This is a genomic window from Reinekea thalattae (assembly GCF_008041945.1).
Lineage (GTDB): Bacteria > Pseudomonadota > Gammaproteobacteria > Pseudomonadales > Natronospirillaceae > Reinekea > Reinekea thalattae.
In genome coordinates, this window is sequence record NZ_VKAD01000003.1 from 235,627 (window position 1) to 253,497 (window position 17,871).

General features: G+C 45.7%; 17 protein-coding genes. 14 read left to right on the forward strand and 3 right to left on the reverse strand.

Going from position 1 to position 17,871, the window contains the following annotated elements:
* Window positions 1-6 precede the first annotated feature (6 nt).
* Together FME95_RS13445 and FME95_RS13800 are read left to right on the forward strand one after the other, a co-directional pair.
* Complete coding sequence (locus FME95_RS13445) at window positions 7-555, forward strand: pilus assembly PilX family protein (protein WP_281289433.1); 549 nt, start codon at window positions 7-9, stop codon at window positions 553-555.
* Between the two features lie 51 nt (window positions 556-606).
* Complete coding sequence (locus FME95_RS13800) at window positions 607-1,134, forward strand: type IV pilin protein (RefSeq protein WP_147715012.1); 528 nt, start codon at window positions 607-609, stop codon at window positions 1,132-1,134.
* A gap of 56 nt (window positions 1,135-1,190) precedes the next feature.
* On the opposite strand, the gene FME95_RS13455 is transcribed toward FME95_RS13800, so the two are convergent.
* Window positions 1,191-1,766: a GspH/FimT family pseudopilin gene (locus FME95_RS13455; protein ID WP_187265540.1), complete on the reverse strand. Its 576-nt coding sequence runs from the start codon at window positions 1,764-1,766 to the stop codon at window positions 1,191-1,193.
* Window positions 1,767-1,991: 225 nt separating this feature from the next.
* Between FME95_RS13455 and FME95_RS13460 the strand changes: the two genes are divergently transcribed.
* Together FME95_RS13460 and FME95_RS13465 are read left to right on the forward strand one after the other, a co-directional pair.
* The gene (locus tag FME95_RS13460) at window positions 1,992-3,614 is read left to right on the forward strand and encodes an NAD+ synthase (protein ID WP_147715014.1); all 1,623 of its coding nucleotides are present in this window, start codon (window positions 1,992-1,994) and stop codon (window positions 3,612-3,614) included.
* Window positions 3,615-3,618: 4 nt separating this feature from the next.
* Window positions 3,619-4,278, forward strand: a complete 660-nt coding sequence (locus FME95_RS13465) for an HAD family hydrolase (protein WP_147715015.1) — start codon at window positions 3,619-3,621, stop codon at window positions 4,276-4,278.
* 57 nt (window positions 4,279-4,335) lie between these two features.
* Here the strand turns inward: FME95_RS13465 and FME95_RS13470 are convergent, their stop codons facing one another.
* A complete protein-coding gene (locus tag FME95_RS13470; protein ID WP_147715016.1) occupies window positions 4,336-5,241 on the reverse strand; it encodes an outer membrane protein assembly factor BamD in 906 nt (301 codons plus the stop codon).
* On the opposite strand from FME95_RS13470, the gene rluD reads away from it, so the two are divergent.
* From rluD to ilvN, 5 genes are all read left to right on the forward strand, one after another.
* Window positions 5,229-6,218 (forward strand): 23S rRNA pseudouridine(1911/1915/1917) synthase RluD, encoded by a 990-nt coding sequence (gene rluD, locus FME95_RS13475; protein WP_147715017.1) that lies wholly within the window; start codon window positions 5,229-5,231, stop codon window positions 6,216-6,218. The two genes, FME95_RS13470 and rluD, sit on opposite strands and share 13 nt — an antisense overlap.
* Window positions 6,215-6,955: a peptidoglycan editing factor PgeF gene (pgeF, locus tag FME95_RS13480; RefSeq protein WP_147715018.1), complete on the forward strand. Its 741-nt coding sequence runs from the start codon at window positions 6,215-6,217 to the stop codon at window positions 6,953-6,955. Before rluD ends, pgeF begins: the two co-directional genes overlap by 4 nt.
* Window positions 6,956-7,078: 123 nt before the next feature.
* Window positions 7,079-9,664, forward strand: a complete 2,586-nt coding sequence (gene clpB, locus FME95_RS13485) for an ATP-dependent chaperone ClpB (RefSeq protein WP_147715019.1) — start codon at window positions 7,079-7,081, stop codon at window positions 9,662-9,664.
* Between the two features lie 327 nt (window positions 9,665-9,991).
* A complete protein-coding gene (locus tag FME95_RS13490; RefSeq protein ID WP_147715020.1) occupies window positions 9,992-11,734 on the forward strand; it encodes an acetolactate synthase 3 large subunit in 1,743 nt (580 codons plus the stop codon).
* Window positions 11,734-12,225, forward strand: a complete 492-nt coding sequence (gene ilvN, locus FME95_RS13495; protein ID WP_147715021.1) for an acetolactate synthase small subunit — start codon at window positions 11,734-11,736, stop codon at window positions 12,223-12,225. Before FME95_RS13490 ends, ilvN begins: the two co-directional genes overlap by 1 nt.
* A gap of 85 nt (window positions 12,226-12,310) precedes the next feature.
* On the opposite strand, the gene ilvC is transcribed toward ilvN, so the two are convergent.
* A complete protein-coding gene (gene ilvC / locus FME95_RS13500) occupies window positions 12,311-13,792 on the reverse strand; it encodes a ketol-acid reductoisomerase (RefSeq protein ID WP_147715022.1) in 1,482 nt (493 codons plus the stop codon).
* A gap of 282 nt (window positions 13,793-14,074) precedes the next feature.
* On the opposite strand from ilvC, the gene FME95_RS13660 reads away from it, so the two are divergent.
* The 5 genes from FME95_RS13660 to FME95_RS13520 all read left to right on the forward strand — a co-directional run bounded on the left by FME95_RS13660 (window position 14,075) and on the right by FME95_RS13520 (window position 17,623).
* On the forward strand, window positions 14,075-14,215 hold the full coding sequence (locus tag FME95_RS13660; protein WP_187265542.1) for a hypothetical protein: 141 nt from the start codon (window positions 14,075-14,077) through the stop codon (window positions 14,213-14,215).
* A gap of 67 nt (window positions 14,216-14,282) precedes the next feature.
* A complete protein-coding gene (gene ilvY / locus FME95_RS13505; RefSeq protein ID WP_147715023.1) occupies window positions 14,283-15,179 on the forward strand; it encodes an HTH-type transcriptional activator IlvY in 897 nt (298 codons plus the stop codon).
* Window positions 15,179-15,958, forward strand: coding sequence for a CDP-diacylglycerol--serine O-phosphatidyltransferase (pssA, locus tag FME95_RS13510; RefSeq protein WP_147715039.1), 780 nt, complete (start codon window positions 15,179-15,181; stop codon window positions 15,956-15,958). Before ilvY ends, pssA begins: the two co-directional genes overlap by 1 nt.
* Before the next feature lie 60 nt (window positions 15,959-16,018).
* A complete protein-coding gene (msrP, locus tag FME95_RS13515; RefSeq protein ID WP_147715024.1) occupies window positions 16,019-16,990 on the forward strand; it encodes a protein-methionine-sulfoxide reductase catalytic subunit MsrP in 972 nt (323 codons plus the stop codon).
* A gap of 15 nt (window positions 16,991-17,005) precedes the next feature.
* Entirely contained in the window at window positions 17,006-17,623 is a 618-nt protein-coding gene (locus FME95_RS13520) for a protein-methionine-sulfoxide reductase heme-binding subunit MsrQ (RefSeq protein ID WP_147715025.1), read from the forward strand.
* Window positions 17,624-17,871: the final 248 nt, after the last annotated feature.

Below are 17,871 nucleotides of genomic sequence, written 5' to 3' on the forward strand. Positions count from 1 at the left end.
GCAGTCTTGGTGTTCACACTATTGGTATTGCTGGTATTAGCGTTGTCGGCAATTAAGCTCATACAGGCTGCCGCTCTTGAGGAGCGGTTAACTTCTTATCTAATCGATAAGCATCGAACGCTACAGGTTGCAGAAAGTGCATTGAGTTTTGCCGAACAGGTTGTTTCTGATTGGCCTGATTACAGTATTGAAACTGGCAGTCAGGGCGTCGATGGCGCTTTTTATCAGCTGCAAAATAAAGCCTATCGACTATACAGTTTGAACGCGGGCGAACATCGCTGGTGGCTTGACGAAAATGTATGGCAAAGTCACGGCACTCTGTATGACGACGAAGTAATTGATCGCAACGATGTACTGACGGTCTATTACATCATTGAAGAATACGGCGTTATCAATGACGTTTCTGGTTTCATTGTCGTTTATCGAATTAGCGTTCGTGTTTCAGCCGTAGACCAAAATAGCCTCATGGTGCAGAGTTTATTTGCGACCAATAAATTACCCATTGCTGGTGTTTCTTCGCCCAGTCTAGGTCGTTGGTTGTGGCGGCAGTTATAGTAAAAAATACTGATCCATAAAAATGATTCGGTCATAGCAAGGAGGCTATCGATGAAAGCGTTACAAGCAAAAGCACTACAAATAAAAGCACTACAAATAAAAGCACCAAAAACGAAAACACTGGAGAGCAAACCGCAGCACGGCTTCTCACTTATTGAATTGGTGATCGTGGTCGCGATTGTTGGTCTGCTGGTTGCAGCAGCGATACCAAGTTATCAAAGTTACATTGCAAAGAGTCATCGATTGGAAGCAAAGAGTGCATTGATCAGTTTCGCGCAGCAGATGGAGCGGCACTTTACTGAAAATAGCAGCTATTGCGACGCTGGTTCTGATCCGTCTAGTTTGTGTGGCAGCGATGCTGTCGGAGATGTTGGTGCGCCACAGTATTTCTATCAGCAGGTGCCGTTCGGTGCTATTGAGCCTGCTTATCAATTAGAGATCACGGAGGTAACGCAAACCAGCTATCTGCTCAGTGCGATTCCCGTGGTTGGGTCTGTTATGGAAAGTGACGAATGCGGCACTTTGAGTTATAGCAATCTCGGAGTGACAAGCTCGAACGATAACTATGATTGTTGGTGATTATATTTTGGTAAAACATCTGAGCCCTAAATAGCAGCGCCTTAAATATAAGCATTCTAAGTATCGCAATGAGTCAGCACCCATTGACCGCTTTTATTACGAAGTGGTCGACCTTCAGCGTCTCTTTCATTGTACAGCGTGATCCGTCCGGTAATGCTAACCGTTAAATGCCAAGCGGTTTGATCAAGTGTTCCGAACGGGCAGATGGTGAAACCTTCCGGCATGCCCTGATAAATATCGCTACTGTCATTACCAAATCGAAAATAGGGAACGCCCGCTGAGTAATAACCAAAACGAGTTTGCGCGGAGGGTTGATATTGCCTAAGGCGAGTTTCGCCAGCATCGACATCTAACGACTTCGATTTATCTGGGTCGGTAAAAAGCACCCATGGTTGCGCGGTATCACTGCTGCAAACATTGTTTTCCATGGGGCATAAAATCAGTCGCTGTTGGTTGTTGAGTGCAATGGCTCGGGCGTAATTTAATAGCTGTAGCCAATGTGCTCGCTCTAAGTCGGATTCAATTCGGTGTTTAAAATCACTGAGTGATGGCAGTGCGGCGCTCAGAGCCAGCATCAATATTGAAATGGCAATTAATAGCTCTAAAAGGCTAAATCCCAGTTGTTTATTCATACGCATCCTTGCGTTCAAGAAACCCCACTATAATAGGTTTGATGGGGTGCTGGTTTCTAGAGGTTCAAAAAAGTATCAGAAGAACATCCTATCAGTAGGACATTCTACTGGTTGCTACAGCAGGTTGGCGTTTTGCCGTAGATGATTGTCATAGCGGCTATAGAAAACTTGTTATGATGACTGAACGGCCTCACAATAGCCGTATTGTGTATGGAAAGGTAATTTATGAGTATTCGTGTCACGTTAGTACAGCATCGATTCCCAGTCGGCGATATCGACGGCAATGTAGAAAAAATACTGCAATTTTCACAGCAGGCTATCGAGCAAAAAGCAGATATCGTTGTTTTCCCTGAATTAACATTGACCGGTTACCCACCCGAAGATTTATTGCTGCGTCCGAGTCTAGGTAAACGCATCAGTGACGCGCTAAAGCAAATATTTGATGCTAAGTTACCGATTGCGATTCTATTTGGTTATCCACAGCGCGAGGACGGCAAACTCTATAACAAGGCAATGGTTGTGGATCACGGCCAAGTCATTGCCGATTACCGCAAACAGCATCTGCCAAATTATCAGGTATTCGATGAAAAACGCTATTTCCAGAAAGGTGCCGATACCTGCGTGTTTGAATTTAAAGGCGCTCAAATAGCACTCAGTATTTGTGAAGATATCTGGTATGACGGCCCAGCTCGACGTGCCTATGAAGCAGGTGCTCAGATTAATCTAAACATCAATGGCAGCCCTTATTCTATTGATCGTAGCCGTGAGCGTTATCAGCAAGTCAAACATATTGTCAGTCAATGGCCGATGACCATGCTTTATGTCAACCATGTTGGCGGCCAAGATGAGCTGGTATTCGACGGCGGCTCTTTTGTGGTTAATCCTGATGCGCAAGTTGCGGTATCGATGCCTCTGTTCGAAGAGTCATTGCAAACCGTGACTCTGGAGCAGTTGGATGGTCAGTGGCGTGTGCAAGAAGAGGCGCACGCCAAAGAGCTCTCCGTTGAGTCGGCGCTGTATGAAGCCTTGAAAATGGGCTTGGCCGATTACGTCAATAGAAATGGTTTTCCCGGTGTTGTGCTTGGAATGTCTGGCGGTATTGATTCGGCACTCAGTGCTGCCATTGCTGTCGATGCGCTTGGTGCTGATCGTGTTATGGGCGTTATGATGCCGTATCACTACACTGCAAAAATGTCGATCGAAGACGCCGAAGCCGAAGCCGCGTTGCTCGGTATTCGCTATGAACTCTTACCTATTGGTGAACCGTTTGAGGCCGCTCAGGCCGTGCTTAAACCGGCCTTTGGTGACAAAGGCGTAGATGTCACCGAACAGAATATGCAATCGAGAATGCGAGGTTTATTTTTGATGGCGCTGTCCAATAAGCTCGGTTACATGGTACTGACGACCGGTAACAAGAGTGAAATGGCGGTAGGTTATGCCACTCTCTATGGTGATATGTGCGGTGGTTATAATGCCTTGAAAGATGTGCCAAAAACGTGGGTGTATAAATTATCGCGCTGGCGCAACGAGCAGGGCTTGGTGATTCCAGAGCGAGTGATTACTCGCCCACCTTCAGCCGAGCTTGCGCCGGATCAGCTGGATGAAGACAGCTTACCGCCTTACGATATCTTAGATGAATTGATAGAACGCTATGTTGAGTGTGACGAAAGCCTCGATACAATTTTGGCCGCGGGCTTTAATGAAGAGGATGCGCGAAGAGTTATTCGCCTAATCGATATTAACGAATATAAACGCCGCCAAGCCCCAGAGGGCGTGCGCATCAGTAAACGCGGCTTTGGCCGAGATCGACGTTATCCGATAACCCAAGGCTGGAAGCCAGGAGTGTAACTGCATGATCAATGTTTTATGGGATTTAGACGGCACGCTTGTTGATTCAATGCCTGTCATTACCCACTGTATGAATCGTACGATTGAACATTTTGGCATGAAACCTTGGCCGGTCGAAGAATTGCGTCAGTTTGTCGGCCCAGGTTTGACTCACACCATGGCGGTATTATTGAACACAGACGATCAACAGCGCATCGCCAGTGCCACTGAATATTATCGAACGATCTATGCTGAGCAAATGTCAGATAGCCCCGTATTTGACGGTGTCGAACAGGTATTGAAGCATTTTAAAGAAACCGGAGTTCGCCAGTTCCTTGCTACGGCAAAGTATCAAGGATTAGCGATAGAGATTATTGAGGCCGCAGGTTTAACAGGCTACTTCACTGAACTTTATGGTTCTATGAAGGATGGAACCCTGAGCGATAAAAAACAGCTGTTGGCAAAAATTATTGCGGAAGAAGGCATTGAGCCGGGTCATTCGATTATGATTGGCGATACCCACTACGATATTGAAGCGGGTTGTCATAATGGCTTAACCACTATCGGGGTGCTGTGGGGTTATAGCAATGAGGAGCGACTTAAAGAAGCAGGTGCTCACTATTGCGCAAGCCGCGCTGAAGAACTTACGGATTTGGTAAAAACCGCGATGACATGCAACTGCTAGTTTAATCGGTTTAATAAAAATAAAGCGTCGTTTAGACGCTTTTATTTTGCCTACTGTTTAGCTGGCGATACCCAATGTCAGTAACTTCACCCACCAACGATCTTCTTGCCATTTTGGCGCTACGTAGTCGCCACTGCTCAGGCTGCGGTGAGTTGGGTAGTGCGTGGTTAATTGCGTTAATGCAATCGCTTTGTCTTCGGGTTGCTCTAGTTGGTCATAAGCTTCGATTAAAATTACTAACGCATCGGCAGTCGTACTAACGCCTGGATAGTGATCAATAACGGTACGCGCTCGTTCGGCAGCGGCAATCCAAGCGCCTTTGCGGATATAAAATTCTGCAATCATTAGCTCGTGTCGTGCGATGGAATCTTTTAACACGACCATGGCGGAGAGTAAGTCAGTGCGGTAGTCACTGCTAGGATAAGCGCGTAAAAAGCTGCTTAAGGCTGAGAAGGCATTAGTGGCTTCGGCACCGGAACGAATGGATGGGTCAGATAATTTAAACAATCCACGGTTTTCCATGTACAGTTCAAAAAAGCACATAGAGCGAACAAAATCAGCGTATTCGACTTCAGTGCGTTCAGGGTTTAATCGGATAAAGCGATCCGCTTCGACCAGTGCACTGTCAAAGTCTCCAGTTTGGTAATAGGCATAAATAAGGTCCAAGCTGGCAGCTTTTGCATAATCGCCGAAGGGGAAGTTCTGTTGTAGCTGATTTATTTGCTCAATCGCTAATGAGTAGTTGGATTTATCCAAGTAAGCTTGTGCCGCTTGATAATAGGACTGTTCAGTGTTTTGCTGATTATTAAGGCTAGCGCAACTAGTCAAAAACAGCGCTAACGTTATGAAAAAAATAGATGAATGTGAAGCAAACAGCTTAGATGGCATGCGAAATCTCATTAAATCAGTAAGATAGCGGCTATTGTAACCATAGGATTGTATAACCACCAATGACAGATACATCAGATTCCATCAAGGAAACGAAAATAGTGCCTTTTGAGATGGGTAATAAACGCTTCGACCAAATAGCTGCAGAGTTATTTGCCGATTTTTCCCGTTCGCGTATCCAGACTTGGATTAAAGAAGGCCGACTGACGGTTGATGGTCAGACCAAGAAAACAAAAGACAAATTAGTTGGCGGTGAAACCCTACTTCTGGATGCGGTTCTGGAACAAGAAGAGCGTTGGCAAGCTGAACCCATTGAGCTAGACGTGGTTTATCAAGACGATGACATTATCGTCTTGAATAAACCCGCTGGGCTGGTGGTGCATCCTGGTGCGGGCACCCCCTCTGGCACCGTTTTGAATGGTCTATTGCATCGTTACCCTGAGTTAGCGTCTGTACCTAGAGCGGGCATTGTGCATCGTTTAGATAAAGACACCACGGGCTTAATGGTGGTGGCCCGCAATCTACAAGCACAAACTAAATTATCGGCTCAGCTGCAAGATCGCAGCATGGGGCGTGAGTATACAGCTATTTGTATGGGCACCATGACTGGTGGTGGTGTTGTTGATGCGCCTATTGATCGTCATCCGAAACATCGTACTAAGATGGCGGTTGCTCCAGAAGGTATGGGGCGAGACTCGGTGACCCACTACCGAGTAGAGCAGCGTTTTCGTAACCACACTTTAGTGCGTTGTAAATTAGAAACCGGTCGCACCCACCAAATTCGAGTTCACCTATCGCATATCGGTTATCCACTAGTTGGCGACCCACTTTATGCTGGCCGCTCTCGATTACCTAAAGGCGTCACGGCTGAGGTTCTTAAAGCGCTAAAAGATTTCAAACGCCAAGCCTTGCATGCGGGTTATTTGGAGTTGGTACATCCAGCCAGCGATGAGCTGATGAACTGGGAGGCTGATCTACCTGACGATCTGCAACAGCTGCTCGATGTGATGTATGCCGAGCTAGAGCTATACGGATCTGGAGATGATTTTTGAGTTTTGAATACGCCAATTGGCCATTGCCTGATAATGTTCGAGCAGGCTGGTCTGATCGTATCGGTGGTGTTAGCGAAGGGCCTTTTCATGGCTTGAATCTTGGCCGCCATGTCGCGGATAAGCCAGAACATGTTGCGTTAAATCGTCAGCATTTAGCTGAGCAATTGCTTGGTCGGCCAAGCATTGCTTGGTTGAACCAGACACACAGCACAGTCGTCACTGAAGCCAGTCAGGCAGATTCAAGCAAGTCTCAGGATGCAAGTTACAGCACCGATACTAAGCATGCTTGCTGTGTGATGACTGCTGATTGTCTGCCAGTGTTCTTTTGGCAGCACGACGGCAACAAAGTCGCCGTTGCGCATGCCGGTTGGCGTGGTTTGGCCGATGGTATTTTGGCCGAAACGATGGCGGTGTTTGATCAGCCTGAAAAGGTCAGTTGTGGTATTGGTCCTGCCATTTCTCAAGCTAATTTCCAAGTAGGCGAGGATGTGATCGACGCTTTCTCCAGCTGGCCTGAATATCGGAATTTTTTTCGTGCTCAGTCGCAAGTAGGCAAGTATCTAGCGGATTTACCTGGCTTGGCTAAAGATCAGTTGTTGCGCTTGGGAGCCAGCTCTGTCTATCTATCTGAACTATGCTCTTTTGATGACGCGACACGTTTTTACTCTTACCGCCGCGATGGTGTGACCGGTCGTATGGCAAATTTAATTTGGCGAGTTGACGAGTCGGCTGGCTGAGTTTAATTCAACGAGTTCGACCTAACGCAGTTTATTTTGATCTAACGCGGATATTTAAGCTTGATTCAGTCACGCACCAACCCCATTTTTTATCTCAAAGATTAATCATAAGGACCTTTGTAGATGCGTATAGATCGACTTACCAGTAGTCTTCAGCTCGCTCTGTCTGATGCGCAATCGGTTGCTCTAGGTAACGACAACAGTTTCATAGAGCCAGTGCATCTGTTATTGGCGATGTTGAATCAGAAAAAAACCTCGTTGGCTGCGCTTGTTAAGAATGCCAATGGCCAATTATCGGTATTGCGTTCAGCTGCCGACCAACTGTTGCAATCATTGCCCAAAGTTAGTGGTGGCGATGATGATGTGCATATGTCTAACGATTTAGGTCGTGTGCTGAATCGCGCAGATAAATATTCTCAGCAACGCAACGACCAATATATTTCTACCGAACTGGTTATTTTAGCCATGCTGAAGGATCGCTCAGCGATTGCTAAAGTTTTGGCTGAGGCGGGCTTGACCGAAGACAACCTTACCGCCGCCATCGATAAACTCAGAAATGGCGAATCAGTTACCAGTGCCGAAGCTGAAGACGCACGCCAAGCACTGGACCGCTACACAGTTGACTTAACTGCTCGTGCAGAAGAGGGTCGACTCGATCCTGTTATTGGCCGAGACGATGAAATTCGCCGAACCATTCAGGTGCTACAACGACGTCGTAAAAACAATCCAGTGCTTATTGGTGAGCCCGGTGTTGGTAAAACTGCGATTGTCGAAGGTCTTGCCCAGCGAATTTTAAATGGTGAAGTTCCTGAAAGTTTAAAAAATAAACGAGTGCTGTCATTGGATTTAGGCGCATTGGTTGCTGGTGCCAAATACCGAGGCGAATTCGAAGAACGCCTAAAAGCGGTACTTAATGAACTTGGCAAGCAAGAAGGGCAAATCATTTTATTTATTGATGAGTTGCACACCATGGTCGGCGCTGGCAAAAGTGATGGCGCAATGGATGCTGGCAATATGTTAAAGCCTGCGCTTTCGCGTGGTGAACTTCATTGCGTCGGTGCAACAACGCTCGATGAGTACCGTCAGTACATTGAAAAAGATGGCGCACTGGAGCGTCGCTTCCAAAAAGTACAGGTATCCGAACCGAGTGAAGAAGATAGCATTGCGATTTTACGCGGACTAAAAGAGCGCTATGAGGTTCACCATGGCGTCACCATTACCGATGGCGCATTGATCTCTGCGGTTAAGTTTTCGCAGCGCTATATATCGGATCGAAAATTACCGGATAAAGCCATCGACTTAATCGATGAAGCCGCCAGCCACATTCGCATGGAAATTGACTCCAAACCAGAGTCAATGGATATCTTAGAGCGCAAGCTGATTCAATTAAAAATTGAAGCCGAAGCGATCAAAAAAGACACCAGTGAATCGACGACGCAAACGCTCTCTAAGCTAGAAAAACAAATTGAAGATACAGAAAACGAATACGCAGACTTAGAAGAAATTTGGATTACAGAAAAAGCTGCGGTGCAGGGTTCTCAACATATTAAAGAGCAGCTTGAGCAGGCTCGTGTTGAATTAGAAATGGCGCGACGTAATAGTGACTTGGCGCGAATGTCCGAGCTGCAATATGGTGAAATTCCAGAATTAGAAAAGCGCTTAGACATGGCCAGTCAGGCTGAAATGATGGACATGAAGCTGCTGCAAAATAAAGTCACCAAAGAGTCCATCGCTAAAGTTATTTCTCGCTGGACAGGCATTCCAATTGATAAAATGCTTGAAGGCGAGCGCAGTAAATTACTGCGCATGGAGGAAGTATTGCACGGCCGATTGATTGGCCAAGATGAAGCCGTAACCGCAGTCGCAAATGCGATTCGTCGATCACGTTCAGGGCTTTCTGATCCGAAACGGCCGAATGGTTCGTTCTTATTTTTAGGGCCAACCGGTGTCGGTAAAACCGAGCTGTGTAAAACATTAGCGCACTTCTTGTTTGATACCACCGAATCTTTAGTACGAGTCGACATGTCAGAATTTATGGAGAAGCATTCGGTCGCCCGACTTATTGGTGCTCCTCCAGGCTATGTTGGCTATGAAGAGGGCGGCTATTTGACCGAGACCGTTCGTCGCAAGCCTTACTCCGTGGTTTTGCTTGATGAAGTCGAAAAGGCACACGCCGATGTGTTTAATATTTTGCTGCAAGTTTTAGAAGATGGTCGCTTAACTGATGGTCAAGGTCGCACCGTTGATTTTCGCAATACCGTGATCGTGATGACATCGAACTTAGGCTCAGCGCAAATTCAATTACTGGCAGACAACTCCGATTATGAAGAAATGAAAGCTGGCGTTATGGACGAAGTGAGCACCTTCTTCCGGCCAGAATTTATTAACCGACTCGATGAAGTGGTGGTGTTCCATCCATTGGCGTCAGAACATATTCAAGGCATTGCCGAGATTCAATTGGCGCAACTGCATGATCGCCTTGATGAAATGAGTATGGATATCCGGTTGACGCCTGAGGTGATGTCATTAATTTGCGAAGCTGGGTTTGATCCAGTCTATGGTGCTCGGCCATTAAAACGTGCCATCCAACGTAAATTGGAAAACCCGTTAGCGGAGGCGTTATTGCGAGCAGACTTTGACAGTGGTGACACTATCGAGGCCTTCTTAGAAGATGGTGAAGTCGGCTTTCGAAAAATTAACCAGTCATAAAGCGAACAGCCATCAGCAGTAAACCTAATCAGAATGGTTATTTAAATCCAGAATCTATTCTAGCTATTAAATAATTCTGGGCACTAAACAATTCTGGACATTAATTAGTCAGTTGCTAAAATGAGGGTGAACTCTGGTCACCCTCGACCAGTCCATGCAACAAAGTAGTTCCAGGCGGCAATATCGACGTCGGAGTCAGTGGATAACCTCCCTGAACGGTCGGTTGTGTTGATGCGTAGTCTTACCGGGTTACGTAGCCGAACACAGGCTGAAGATAAGCTTACTAAAGCGAACGCGTTCCTGAACTCAAGCAAAGGTTAATAAAAAATGTCTAAATCTGCGCAACAACCAGAAATGCTGTCTGGTGGCGAAATGTTGTGTCGTGCTCTACATGATGAAGGTGTGGAATACGTCTACGGCTATCCTGGCGGTTCGGTACTGCATATCTATGATGCTTTGCATCAACAATCCAAAATTAAACATATTCTCGTTCGCCATGAACAGGCGGCAACCCATATGGCCGATGCCTATGCGCGTGCTTCAGGCAAGGCGGGCGTGGTCTTGGTAACCTCAGGTCCAGGCGCAACCAATGCGATTACCGGTATTGCGACTGCCTATATGGATTCCATTCCTATGGTTGTTATCACCGGTCAGGTGATGAGTCATTTGATTGGCGGCGACGCCTTCCAAGAAACCGATATGATTGGTCTTTCTAGACCTATTGTTAAACACAATATGCAGGTGAAAACCCCGGAAGATATTCCAACGATGATTAAGAAGGCATTTTATATTGCCGAGAGTGGCCGTCCTGGGCCTGTGGTCATCGATATTCCGAAAGATATGACCATGCCGAATGGCAAGTTCCCTTACGTGTATCCAGAGCGAGTTAAAATTCGTTCTTATAATCCGGTTAAGAAAGGGCACAGTGGCCAGATTCGCAAAGCGATTAACATTTTAATGCAGGCGAAAAAGCCGGTTATTTATGCCGGTGGCGGTGTCATTTTAGGCAAGGCTTCAGACTTATTAACCAGGCTGGCGAAAGAATTAAATGTTCCAGTTACCAATACGTTAATGGGATTAGGTGGCTTTCCTGGCGATGACGAGCAATTTATCGGCATGCTTGGTATGCATGGCAGTTACGAAGCCAATATGGTGATGCACAACAGTGATGTCATTCTTTGTGTTGGTGCGCGTTTGGATGATCGCTGTACCAACAATGTTAGTAAGTTCTGCCCAGATGCAACATTGATTCACATTGATATTGATCCAACATCGATTTCTAAAACCGTGCCTGCCGATTTGCCGATTGTAGGGCCTGTTCGTTCAGTTTTGACTGAAATGTTAGAGCAAATTGAGCAATCAAAGCAGACCATGGACGATGAAGCGTTAGATCAGTGGTGGGCGCAAATTAATCAATGGCGTGAGCATCATGGTGGTCGATACCGCACCGACGACTCCGATAAAATGAAGCCACAGTTTGTTATTGAAACACTGAGCAAAGTGACCAAAGGTGAAGCTTTCGTTTGTTCAGACGTTGGCCAACATCAGATGTTTGCTGCTCAATATTATAAATTCAATAAGCCGAATCGTTGGATTAACTCCGGCGGTTTAGGAACCATGGGCTTCGGATTCCCTGCGGCAATGGGTGTGCAGTTGAACTTCCCTGACGATCATGTGTTTTGTGTTACCGGTGAAGGCTCTATTCAGATGAATATCCAAGAGCTTTCGACCTGTAAACAATACGGTTTGCCAGTGAAAATTCTATGCTTGAATAACGGCTATTTAGGAATGGTTCGCCAGTGGCAAGACATGAATTATGAATCTCGCTATTCAAATTCCTATTTGGATTCGTTACCGGATTTTGCCAAATTAGCTGAAAGCTATGGCCATGTCGGTATTGTGGTTGAAAAAGCCGAAGAGCTGGAAGAAAAGCTAAAAGAGGCGATGGCGATTCGCGACCGAGTTGTGTTCATCGATGTTAGAATTGATCCGGAAGAGCATGTTTATCCTATGCAAATTCCTAATGGTTCAATGTGTGACATGTTCTTAAGTAAAACGGAGCGTACCTGATGAGACATATATTATCGGTTTTAATGGAAAACGAATCAGGTGCCTTGGCTCGATTGGTCGGTTTGTTTGCGCAGCGTGGCTATAACATCGACTCACTTAATGTCGCGCCAACGGAAGACGAATCGTTATCACGTTTAACGTTGGTGACGAAAGGCGATGATCAGATTATCGAGCAGATCACCAAACAGCTGAATAAGCTGGTTGAGGTGGTTAAGGTAGTGGACCTTTCAGACGGCAGCCATGTTGAGCGTGGTTTGATGTTGGTTAAAGTCAGGGCCACTGGAGCACAGCGTGAAGAAGTGAAACGCAGTGCCGATATTTTCCGCGCTCAGATCATCGATGTCTCTACATTAACCTATACCATCATGATTACGGGTGACGAAAGTAAACTGGACGCCTTTATTGAAGCATTGAGCGGCACAACCATTTTGGAAGTTGCTCGAACAGGTGTTTCTGGTGTTGCGCGTGGCGATAAAGTTTTAAGTTTGTAACCAAACTAAACCTATCCAGCGTTAAAATTAGAGCAAAAAAATGCCCGCTAGATAGCGGGCATTTTTGTATCAGCTCATTGTTAAATTAGGCTTCAACAATACGCTTCATGTCTGTCATGTAGCCGCGCAATTCTTCACCGATGTATTCAATCGGGTGATTACGAATAGCGTCGTTTACCGCAACTAGCTCAACGTTATCAACAGAGTTTGAGCTGTTGCTCAGGCCTTTGCCGATTACGTCAGTACTAACGTTTGGCATGATGTGCTCAGCCAATAGTGGTACCGCAGCATTTGCGAATAGGTAGTTACCGTATTCTGCTGTGTCACTAATAACAACGTTCATTTCATAAAGTTTTTTACGAGCAATGGTGTTGGCAATCAGTGGTAACTCGTGCAGTGATTCATAGTATGCACTTTCTTCGATGATGCCGCTTTCAACCATAGTTTCAAACGCTAGCTCAACGCCAGATTTCACCATGGCAACCATTAAAATACCCTTGTCGAAGTATTCTTGCTCGTCTAAGTCGTTTTCAACTGCGGCAGCTTTTTCGAAAGCCGTTTCGCCAGTTTCTTCACGCCAGCCAAGTAAGTCTTTATCGTCAGCAGCCCAGTCAGCCATCATTGTTGCAGAGAAGTGACCGCTAATAATGTCGTCTTGGTGCTTGCGGAATAGTGGGCGCATAAGCTCTTTTAACTCTTCTGAAAGTTCGAAAGCACGAACTTTAGCTGGGTTATCTAAGCGATCCATCATGTTAGTGATGCCACCAAATTTGAGCGCTTCGGTAATGGTTTCCCAACCGTATTGCACAAGCTTAGCTGCGTAATCTTTATCGATACCCTCGGCCACCATCTTGTCGAAACAAAGAATAGAACCGGCTTGCAGCATGCCACATAAAATAGTCTGTTCACCCATTAGGTCAGACTTAACTTCTGCAACAAATGAGCTTTGTAGAACACCGGCGCGGTGACCACCCGTCGCTGCCGCCCAAGCTTTGGCAATCGCTAAGCCTTCGCCTTTAGGGTCGTTTTCTGGGTGAACCGCAATCAATGTTGGTACACCGAAACCGCGTTTGTATTCTTCACGAACTTCAGTACCTGGGCATTTAGGTGCAACCATCACAACGGTGATGTCTTCACGTACTTTTAGGCCTTCTTCAACAATGTTGAAACCATGCGAGTAGCCTAGCGTTGAGCCTTGCTTCATTAGCGGCATAACGGTGCTGACTACATCGGTGTGTTGCTTATCGGGAGTAAGGTTAACCACAAGGTCGGCAGTTGGGATCAGGTCTTCGTATGAACCAACGTTAAAGCCGTTTTCTGAAGCGTTTTTGAACGATTGGCGTTTTTCGTCAATCGCTGCTTGGCGTAGAGCATAAGATACGTCTAAGCCTGAATCGCGCATGTTTAGACCTTGATTTAAGCCTTGAGCACCACAACCTACAATAACGACTTTTTTGCCTTTCAATGCTTCGCATTCATCAGCAAATTCTTCGCGGCTCATAAAGCGGCATTGTCCAAGTTGAGCTAATTGCTCACGTAAATTTAGGGTGTTGAAATAGTTGCTCATGTTTAACCTCAAATAAATTTGCAAGTGGCGTTTGCCACAATTGGGTGCAGTCTAGCGAATGACGCTTGTTGCTTAAAATGAATTGTTGGCAATCGAGTGTTGCATAATGTGGGATTGCTAAAGGAGCGACACTTTACCACAAAATCATTTGTGAACTAATGCAACCTGAGCGTCGTAATGGATAAAGTCGATGTAAAGGTAAAAGAATTACAACGCCCTATAAAACCGAAGGTTGTGACGGCGCGGTCCGGTTGGATTTGCAAACTTAGAGGAGTGATTTAAATGTCTACCAAACAATTTATTTTGGCGGTTGCATCGCTGGGCGCGGCTATGTTTGCTTCGTTATTGCCTATTATTGAAGAAGGTAATCGGCGTTTGATGGAGATCAGTAGCTTTATTGAGTGGCTAGGATTTTTGCCTTAATAATATTGCATAAGCTGCAATAAAGAAGGAACCATGCCATAATATTCCCTCGTCTGGAGGGGTAATTATGGATTTACGCGCACTACGTCAATTTATTCACCTGTCGCAAACATTGCACTACGGTAAAACATCCGAAGCTATGCATGTTAGCCCATCGACTTTGAGTCGCAGCATTGCTCGTTTAGAAGATGAGCTTGGCGCAACACTGTTTGAGCGAGATAACCGAACCGTTGTGTTAACACAGGCGGGGGCGCAGTTTCGTGAGTTTGCTGAAGCGACCTTGGCTCATTGGCAAGACTTAAAGCATCGATTAAAAAACAATCCCGTTGAGCTAACTGGCCAGATCCGCCTGTATTGTTCAGTAACGGCGACTTACTCCTTTTTATCTGACTTATTAACCCTGTTCCGTAGCGAGTACCCTAATATCGAAGTGGTACTAGAAACCGGTGATGCAGCTCAGGCAATCCAGAAGGTTATGGATGACGAAGCGGATATTGCAGTTGCTCCGTTGCCCGATCAGTTACCCAACCCTTTGTTGTTTAAGTCTATTGTGCACACGCCGTTGCAGTTTATTGTGCCTAATGTTGAGAGTCCTATCGATGCATTGTTGGCACAAACACCGATTCCTTGGGGGCAGGTGCCTTTTGTCATGGCTGAGTTTGGTTTGGCAAGAAAACGCCTTGATCAGTGGTTTAGAAGTCAAAGTATTAAGCCAAGTATTTATGCGCAAGTTGCAGGTCACGAAGCAATCGTTTCGATGGTTGGGCTCGGTTTTGGTGTCGGTGTTGTGCCGGAATTGGTGATACAGAATAGCCCGCTGAAAGCTAAAATTCGCACCATCGAGGTTGAAAAGCCGCTTGAGCCATTCGATGTTGGCCTGTGTGTCTTGAACCGCCGCTTGCAAGACCCTTTAGTTAATGCCTTTTGGAAAACAGCCCAGCTTATTCAGCAAGAGATTCAGTGATGAAAGTGATAGATAACAAAAAAGACGATGAGCATCATATCGACAATTTGGAAAACCTCGGTCGCAAAGGTGTTTATCTGATTCCGAATTTACTCACAACGAGCGCTTTGTTTGCTGGTTTTTACGCCATTATTTCGTCTATTAATGGCAACTATATCTATGCCTGCATCGCGATTTTTATCGCCCAACTACTTGATGGCGCAGATGGTCGAGTGGCGCGTATGACTCATACTCAGTCTGAATTTGGCGCGCAGTATGACAGCATGTCAGATGTCATGGCGTTTGGTCTGGCTCCGGCGATTTTAGCATTTCAATGGGCGCTGCAAGACTTGGACACGGTCGGTTGGGTTGCTGCCTTTATTTATGTGGCTGGAGCTGCATTACGGTTGGCTCGGTTTAATGTGCAGATCGGCAAGATCGATAAAAAATACTTTATTGGCTTGGCAAGCCCAGCGGCGGCAGCGGTTATTTGGTCAACGATTTGGTCAATGGAAAAGTTTGGTGTCAGTGGCGGTCAAATTTCTTGGTTAATGGCAATTATTACACCGCTGATTGGTGTCATGATGGTCAGCCCGGTTCGGTATTTTTCCTTTAAAGATATTAGCGCTCAGCGTCGAGTACCATTTTTTGGATTGTTAGCGATTGTTATGGTTTTTGCGTTGGTCGCTTTAGACCCAGCGCGTGTTCTCTTTGGCTTTGCCATTACTTATGCACTGCATGGCCCAATATTAGAACTTTGGAAATACGTTAAACGTAAGAAGCTAGAAACTTCTAGCTAGCTAATAGGTCTTAGATGCCAGAATGATCTAACATGATGTTATTGCTAGGAGGCATCAAGTATGGCTAGAAAGTTTTCAGAAAGTGAACAAAACGTTACACCGAAAGATCTTTTTTTAAATCGCCGTCAAATTATGAAGGGGTTTGGTGCTGTTGCGGCAGCATCTGCTTTGCCTGGTATGTCTTGGGCGGCAGAAAAAGGTCAGCCTGCGCCAGCTTGGCTGCAAAATAAAGTTAAGTCGACGGTGTATCGGAGTGTCACAGCAGATGACGGCATTACCGATGCGAGTGATGCCCGACAATACAATAACTTCTATGAGTTCGGCACATCAAAGCAAGACCCTTCTCGTTATGCTCATGAGTTTAACCCTTACCCATGGGAAATAGAGGTGACTGGTGAGTGCTTAAAGCCAGGCAAGATTTCCCTCGAAGACTTGTTGTCGAGCCGTGCACTTGAAGAGCGTATCTATCGACTAAGGTGTGTTGAAGCTTGGTCTATGGTTATTCCTTGGACAGGCCTTGAATTGGGTTCGGTTTTGAAATCGTTCCAGCCAACCAGTAAGGCTAAGTACGTTGCGTTTGAATCGATCGTTCGGCCCAGTGAATTCAGAGGCCAAAAAAGCATATTCTCTTCTTTAAACTGGCCATATATCGAAGGTTTAAGAATGGATGAAGCGATGCATCCGTTGGCCTTTCTTGCGGTTGGTATGTATGGCGAGCCTGTCCCAGCTCAAAATGGCGCGCCAATCCGTTTGTTAGTGCCTTGGAAGTACGGCTTTAAAAGCATTAAGTCTATTGTGCGTATTCGATTCACCGAGACAGAGCCTCATACGACGTGGAATTTATCAAATCCGAGTGAGTATGGTTTTTACAGCATTGTGAATCCTAATCAGCCGCACCCGCGTTGGAGCCAGGCGAACGAACGCCGCATCGGCCCTAACGGCGACGTGACTCGAATTCCTACGCAGTTGTTTAATGGCTACTCAGAGGTTGCAGAGCTTTATCGTGATATGGATCTCTCCAAATATATGTAAGGTGGGGTTTATTTTATGCGTGCTAAAAAAATCTATTGGTGGCTGGTATTTTCGCTGTCGGCGCTACCCTCGCTCTATTTTGGATTGATTTATTTTTTAAATCCTAGGCAGTTAGGGATTGATCCTGTTGAGGTTTTGCTGGCCGAGTCAGGTCAGTGGGCCTTCCGTTTTCTATTGATAACGCTCTTATGTTCGCCACTTCGTCGCCTTAAATTGAGATTTTTAAGTCGTTATCGGCGTATGCTTGGTCTCTTCTCGTTTTATTACGCCAGTTTGCATGCCGTTATTTATGTTGTTGCTTGGATCGAGTTGGACTGGCCGATCTTTATTCAGGATCTTGTCAGTCGGCCATTTATCTATGTCGGCATGTTTGCTTGGCTGGTTTTGCTAGTGTTGGCAGCGACATCACCAAAAGCGGTGGTGAGGGCATTGAAAAAACGCTGGGTTATCTTACATCGACTTATTTATGTAGCTGCGTTGGCGGTTATGGTTCATTTGTGGATGCAAACTCGAGGCGCCATTGGTGAGGTTTTGCTGTATGGTTGCGTCCTCTTTCTGTTATTGGCAGAGCGGCTTTATAGAGCGGTGCCGCTCTTAAATCACCAGTCTGTCGGTAAAAGCGCAAATAATTAAGTATTTCATCAAATAGAGCTTGACGGGGTTTAATAAATCCTTAATATACGCGCTCCTTGCTGCTGAGGCAGTAAAGGAGCGGTTAGAAGTTTGGTTTTTCTTTGTGGTCGTAAGTTATTGATTTTAAAGGAAAATAAAATAAATTTCTGATTGACAAAGTGGTTTCGATCATTAAGATACGCATCCACTTAAACGACAAGCCTATAGCGCCGCTGTCGAGATCTTTAAAACAAATAATTTAGAAGTAA

What these genes read in the sequence shown, in the direction of transcription:
- FME95_RS13800 (WP_147715012.1), top strand. Translation starts at nt 607, where the DNA reads ATGAAAGCGTTACAAGCAAAAGCACTACAAATAAAAGCACTACAAATA.
- FME95_RS13455 (WP_187265540.1), bottom strand. Translation starts at nt 1,766, where the DNA reads ATGAATAAACAACTGGGATTTAGCCTTTTAGAGCTATTAATTGCCATT.
- FME95_RS13460 (WP_147715014.1), top strand. Translation starts at nt 1,992, where the DNA reads ATGAGTATTCGTGTCACGTTAGTACAGCATCGATTCCCAGTCGGCGAT.
- FME95_RS13465 (WP_147715015.1), top strand. Translation starts at nt 3,619, where the DNA reads ATGATCAATGTTTTATGGGATTTAGACGGCACGCTTGTTGATTCAATG.
- rluD (WP_147715017.1), top strand. Translation starts at nt 5,229, where the DNA reads ATGACAGATACATCAGATTCCATCAAGGAAACGAAAATAGTGCCTTTT.
- FME95_RS13470 (WP_147715016.1), bottom strand. Translation starts at nt 5,241, where the DNA reads ATGTATCTGTCATTGGTGGTTATACAATCCTATGGTTACAATAGCCGC.
- clpB (WP_147715019.1), top strand. Translation starts at nt 7,079, where the DNA reads ATGCGTATAGATCGACTTACCAGTAGTCTTCAGCTCGCTCTGTCTGAT.
- FME95_RS13490 (WP_147715020.1), top strand. Translation starts at nt 9,992, where the DNA reads ATGTCTAAATCTGCGCAACAACCAGAAATGCTGTCTGGTGGCGAAATG.
- ilvN (WP_147715021.1), top strand. Translation starts at nt 11,734, where the DNA reads ATGAGACATATATTATCGGTTTTAATGGAAAACGAATCAGGTGCCTTG.
- ilvC (WP_147715022.1), bottom strand. Translation starts at nt 13,792, where the DNA reads ATGAGCAACTATTTCAACACCCTAAATTTACGTGAGCAATTAGCTCAA.
- FME95_RS13660 (WP_187265542.1), top strand. Translation starts at nt 14,075, where the DNA reads ATGTCTACCAAACAATTTATTTTGGCGGTTGCATCGCTGGGCGCGGCT.
- ilvY (WP_147715023.1), top strand. Translation starts at nt 14,283, where the DNA reads ATGGATTTACGCGCACTACGTCAATTTATTCACCTGTCGCAAACATTG.
- pssA (WP_147715039.1), top strand. Translation starts at nt 15,179, where the DNA reads ATGAAAGTGATAGATAACAAAAAAGACGATGAGCATCATATCGACAAT.
- msrP (WP_147715024.1), top strand. Translation starts at nt 16,019, where the DNA reads ATGGCTAGAAAGTTTTCAGAAAGTGAACAAAACGTTACACCGAAAGAT.
- FME95_RS13520 (WP_147715025.1), top strand. Translation starts at nt 17,006, where the DNA reads ATGCGTGCTAAAAAAATCTATTGGTGGCTGGTATTTTCGCTGTCGGCG.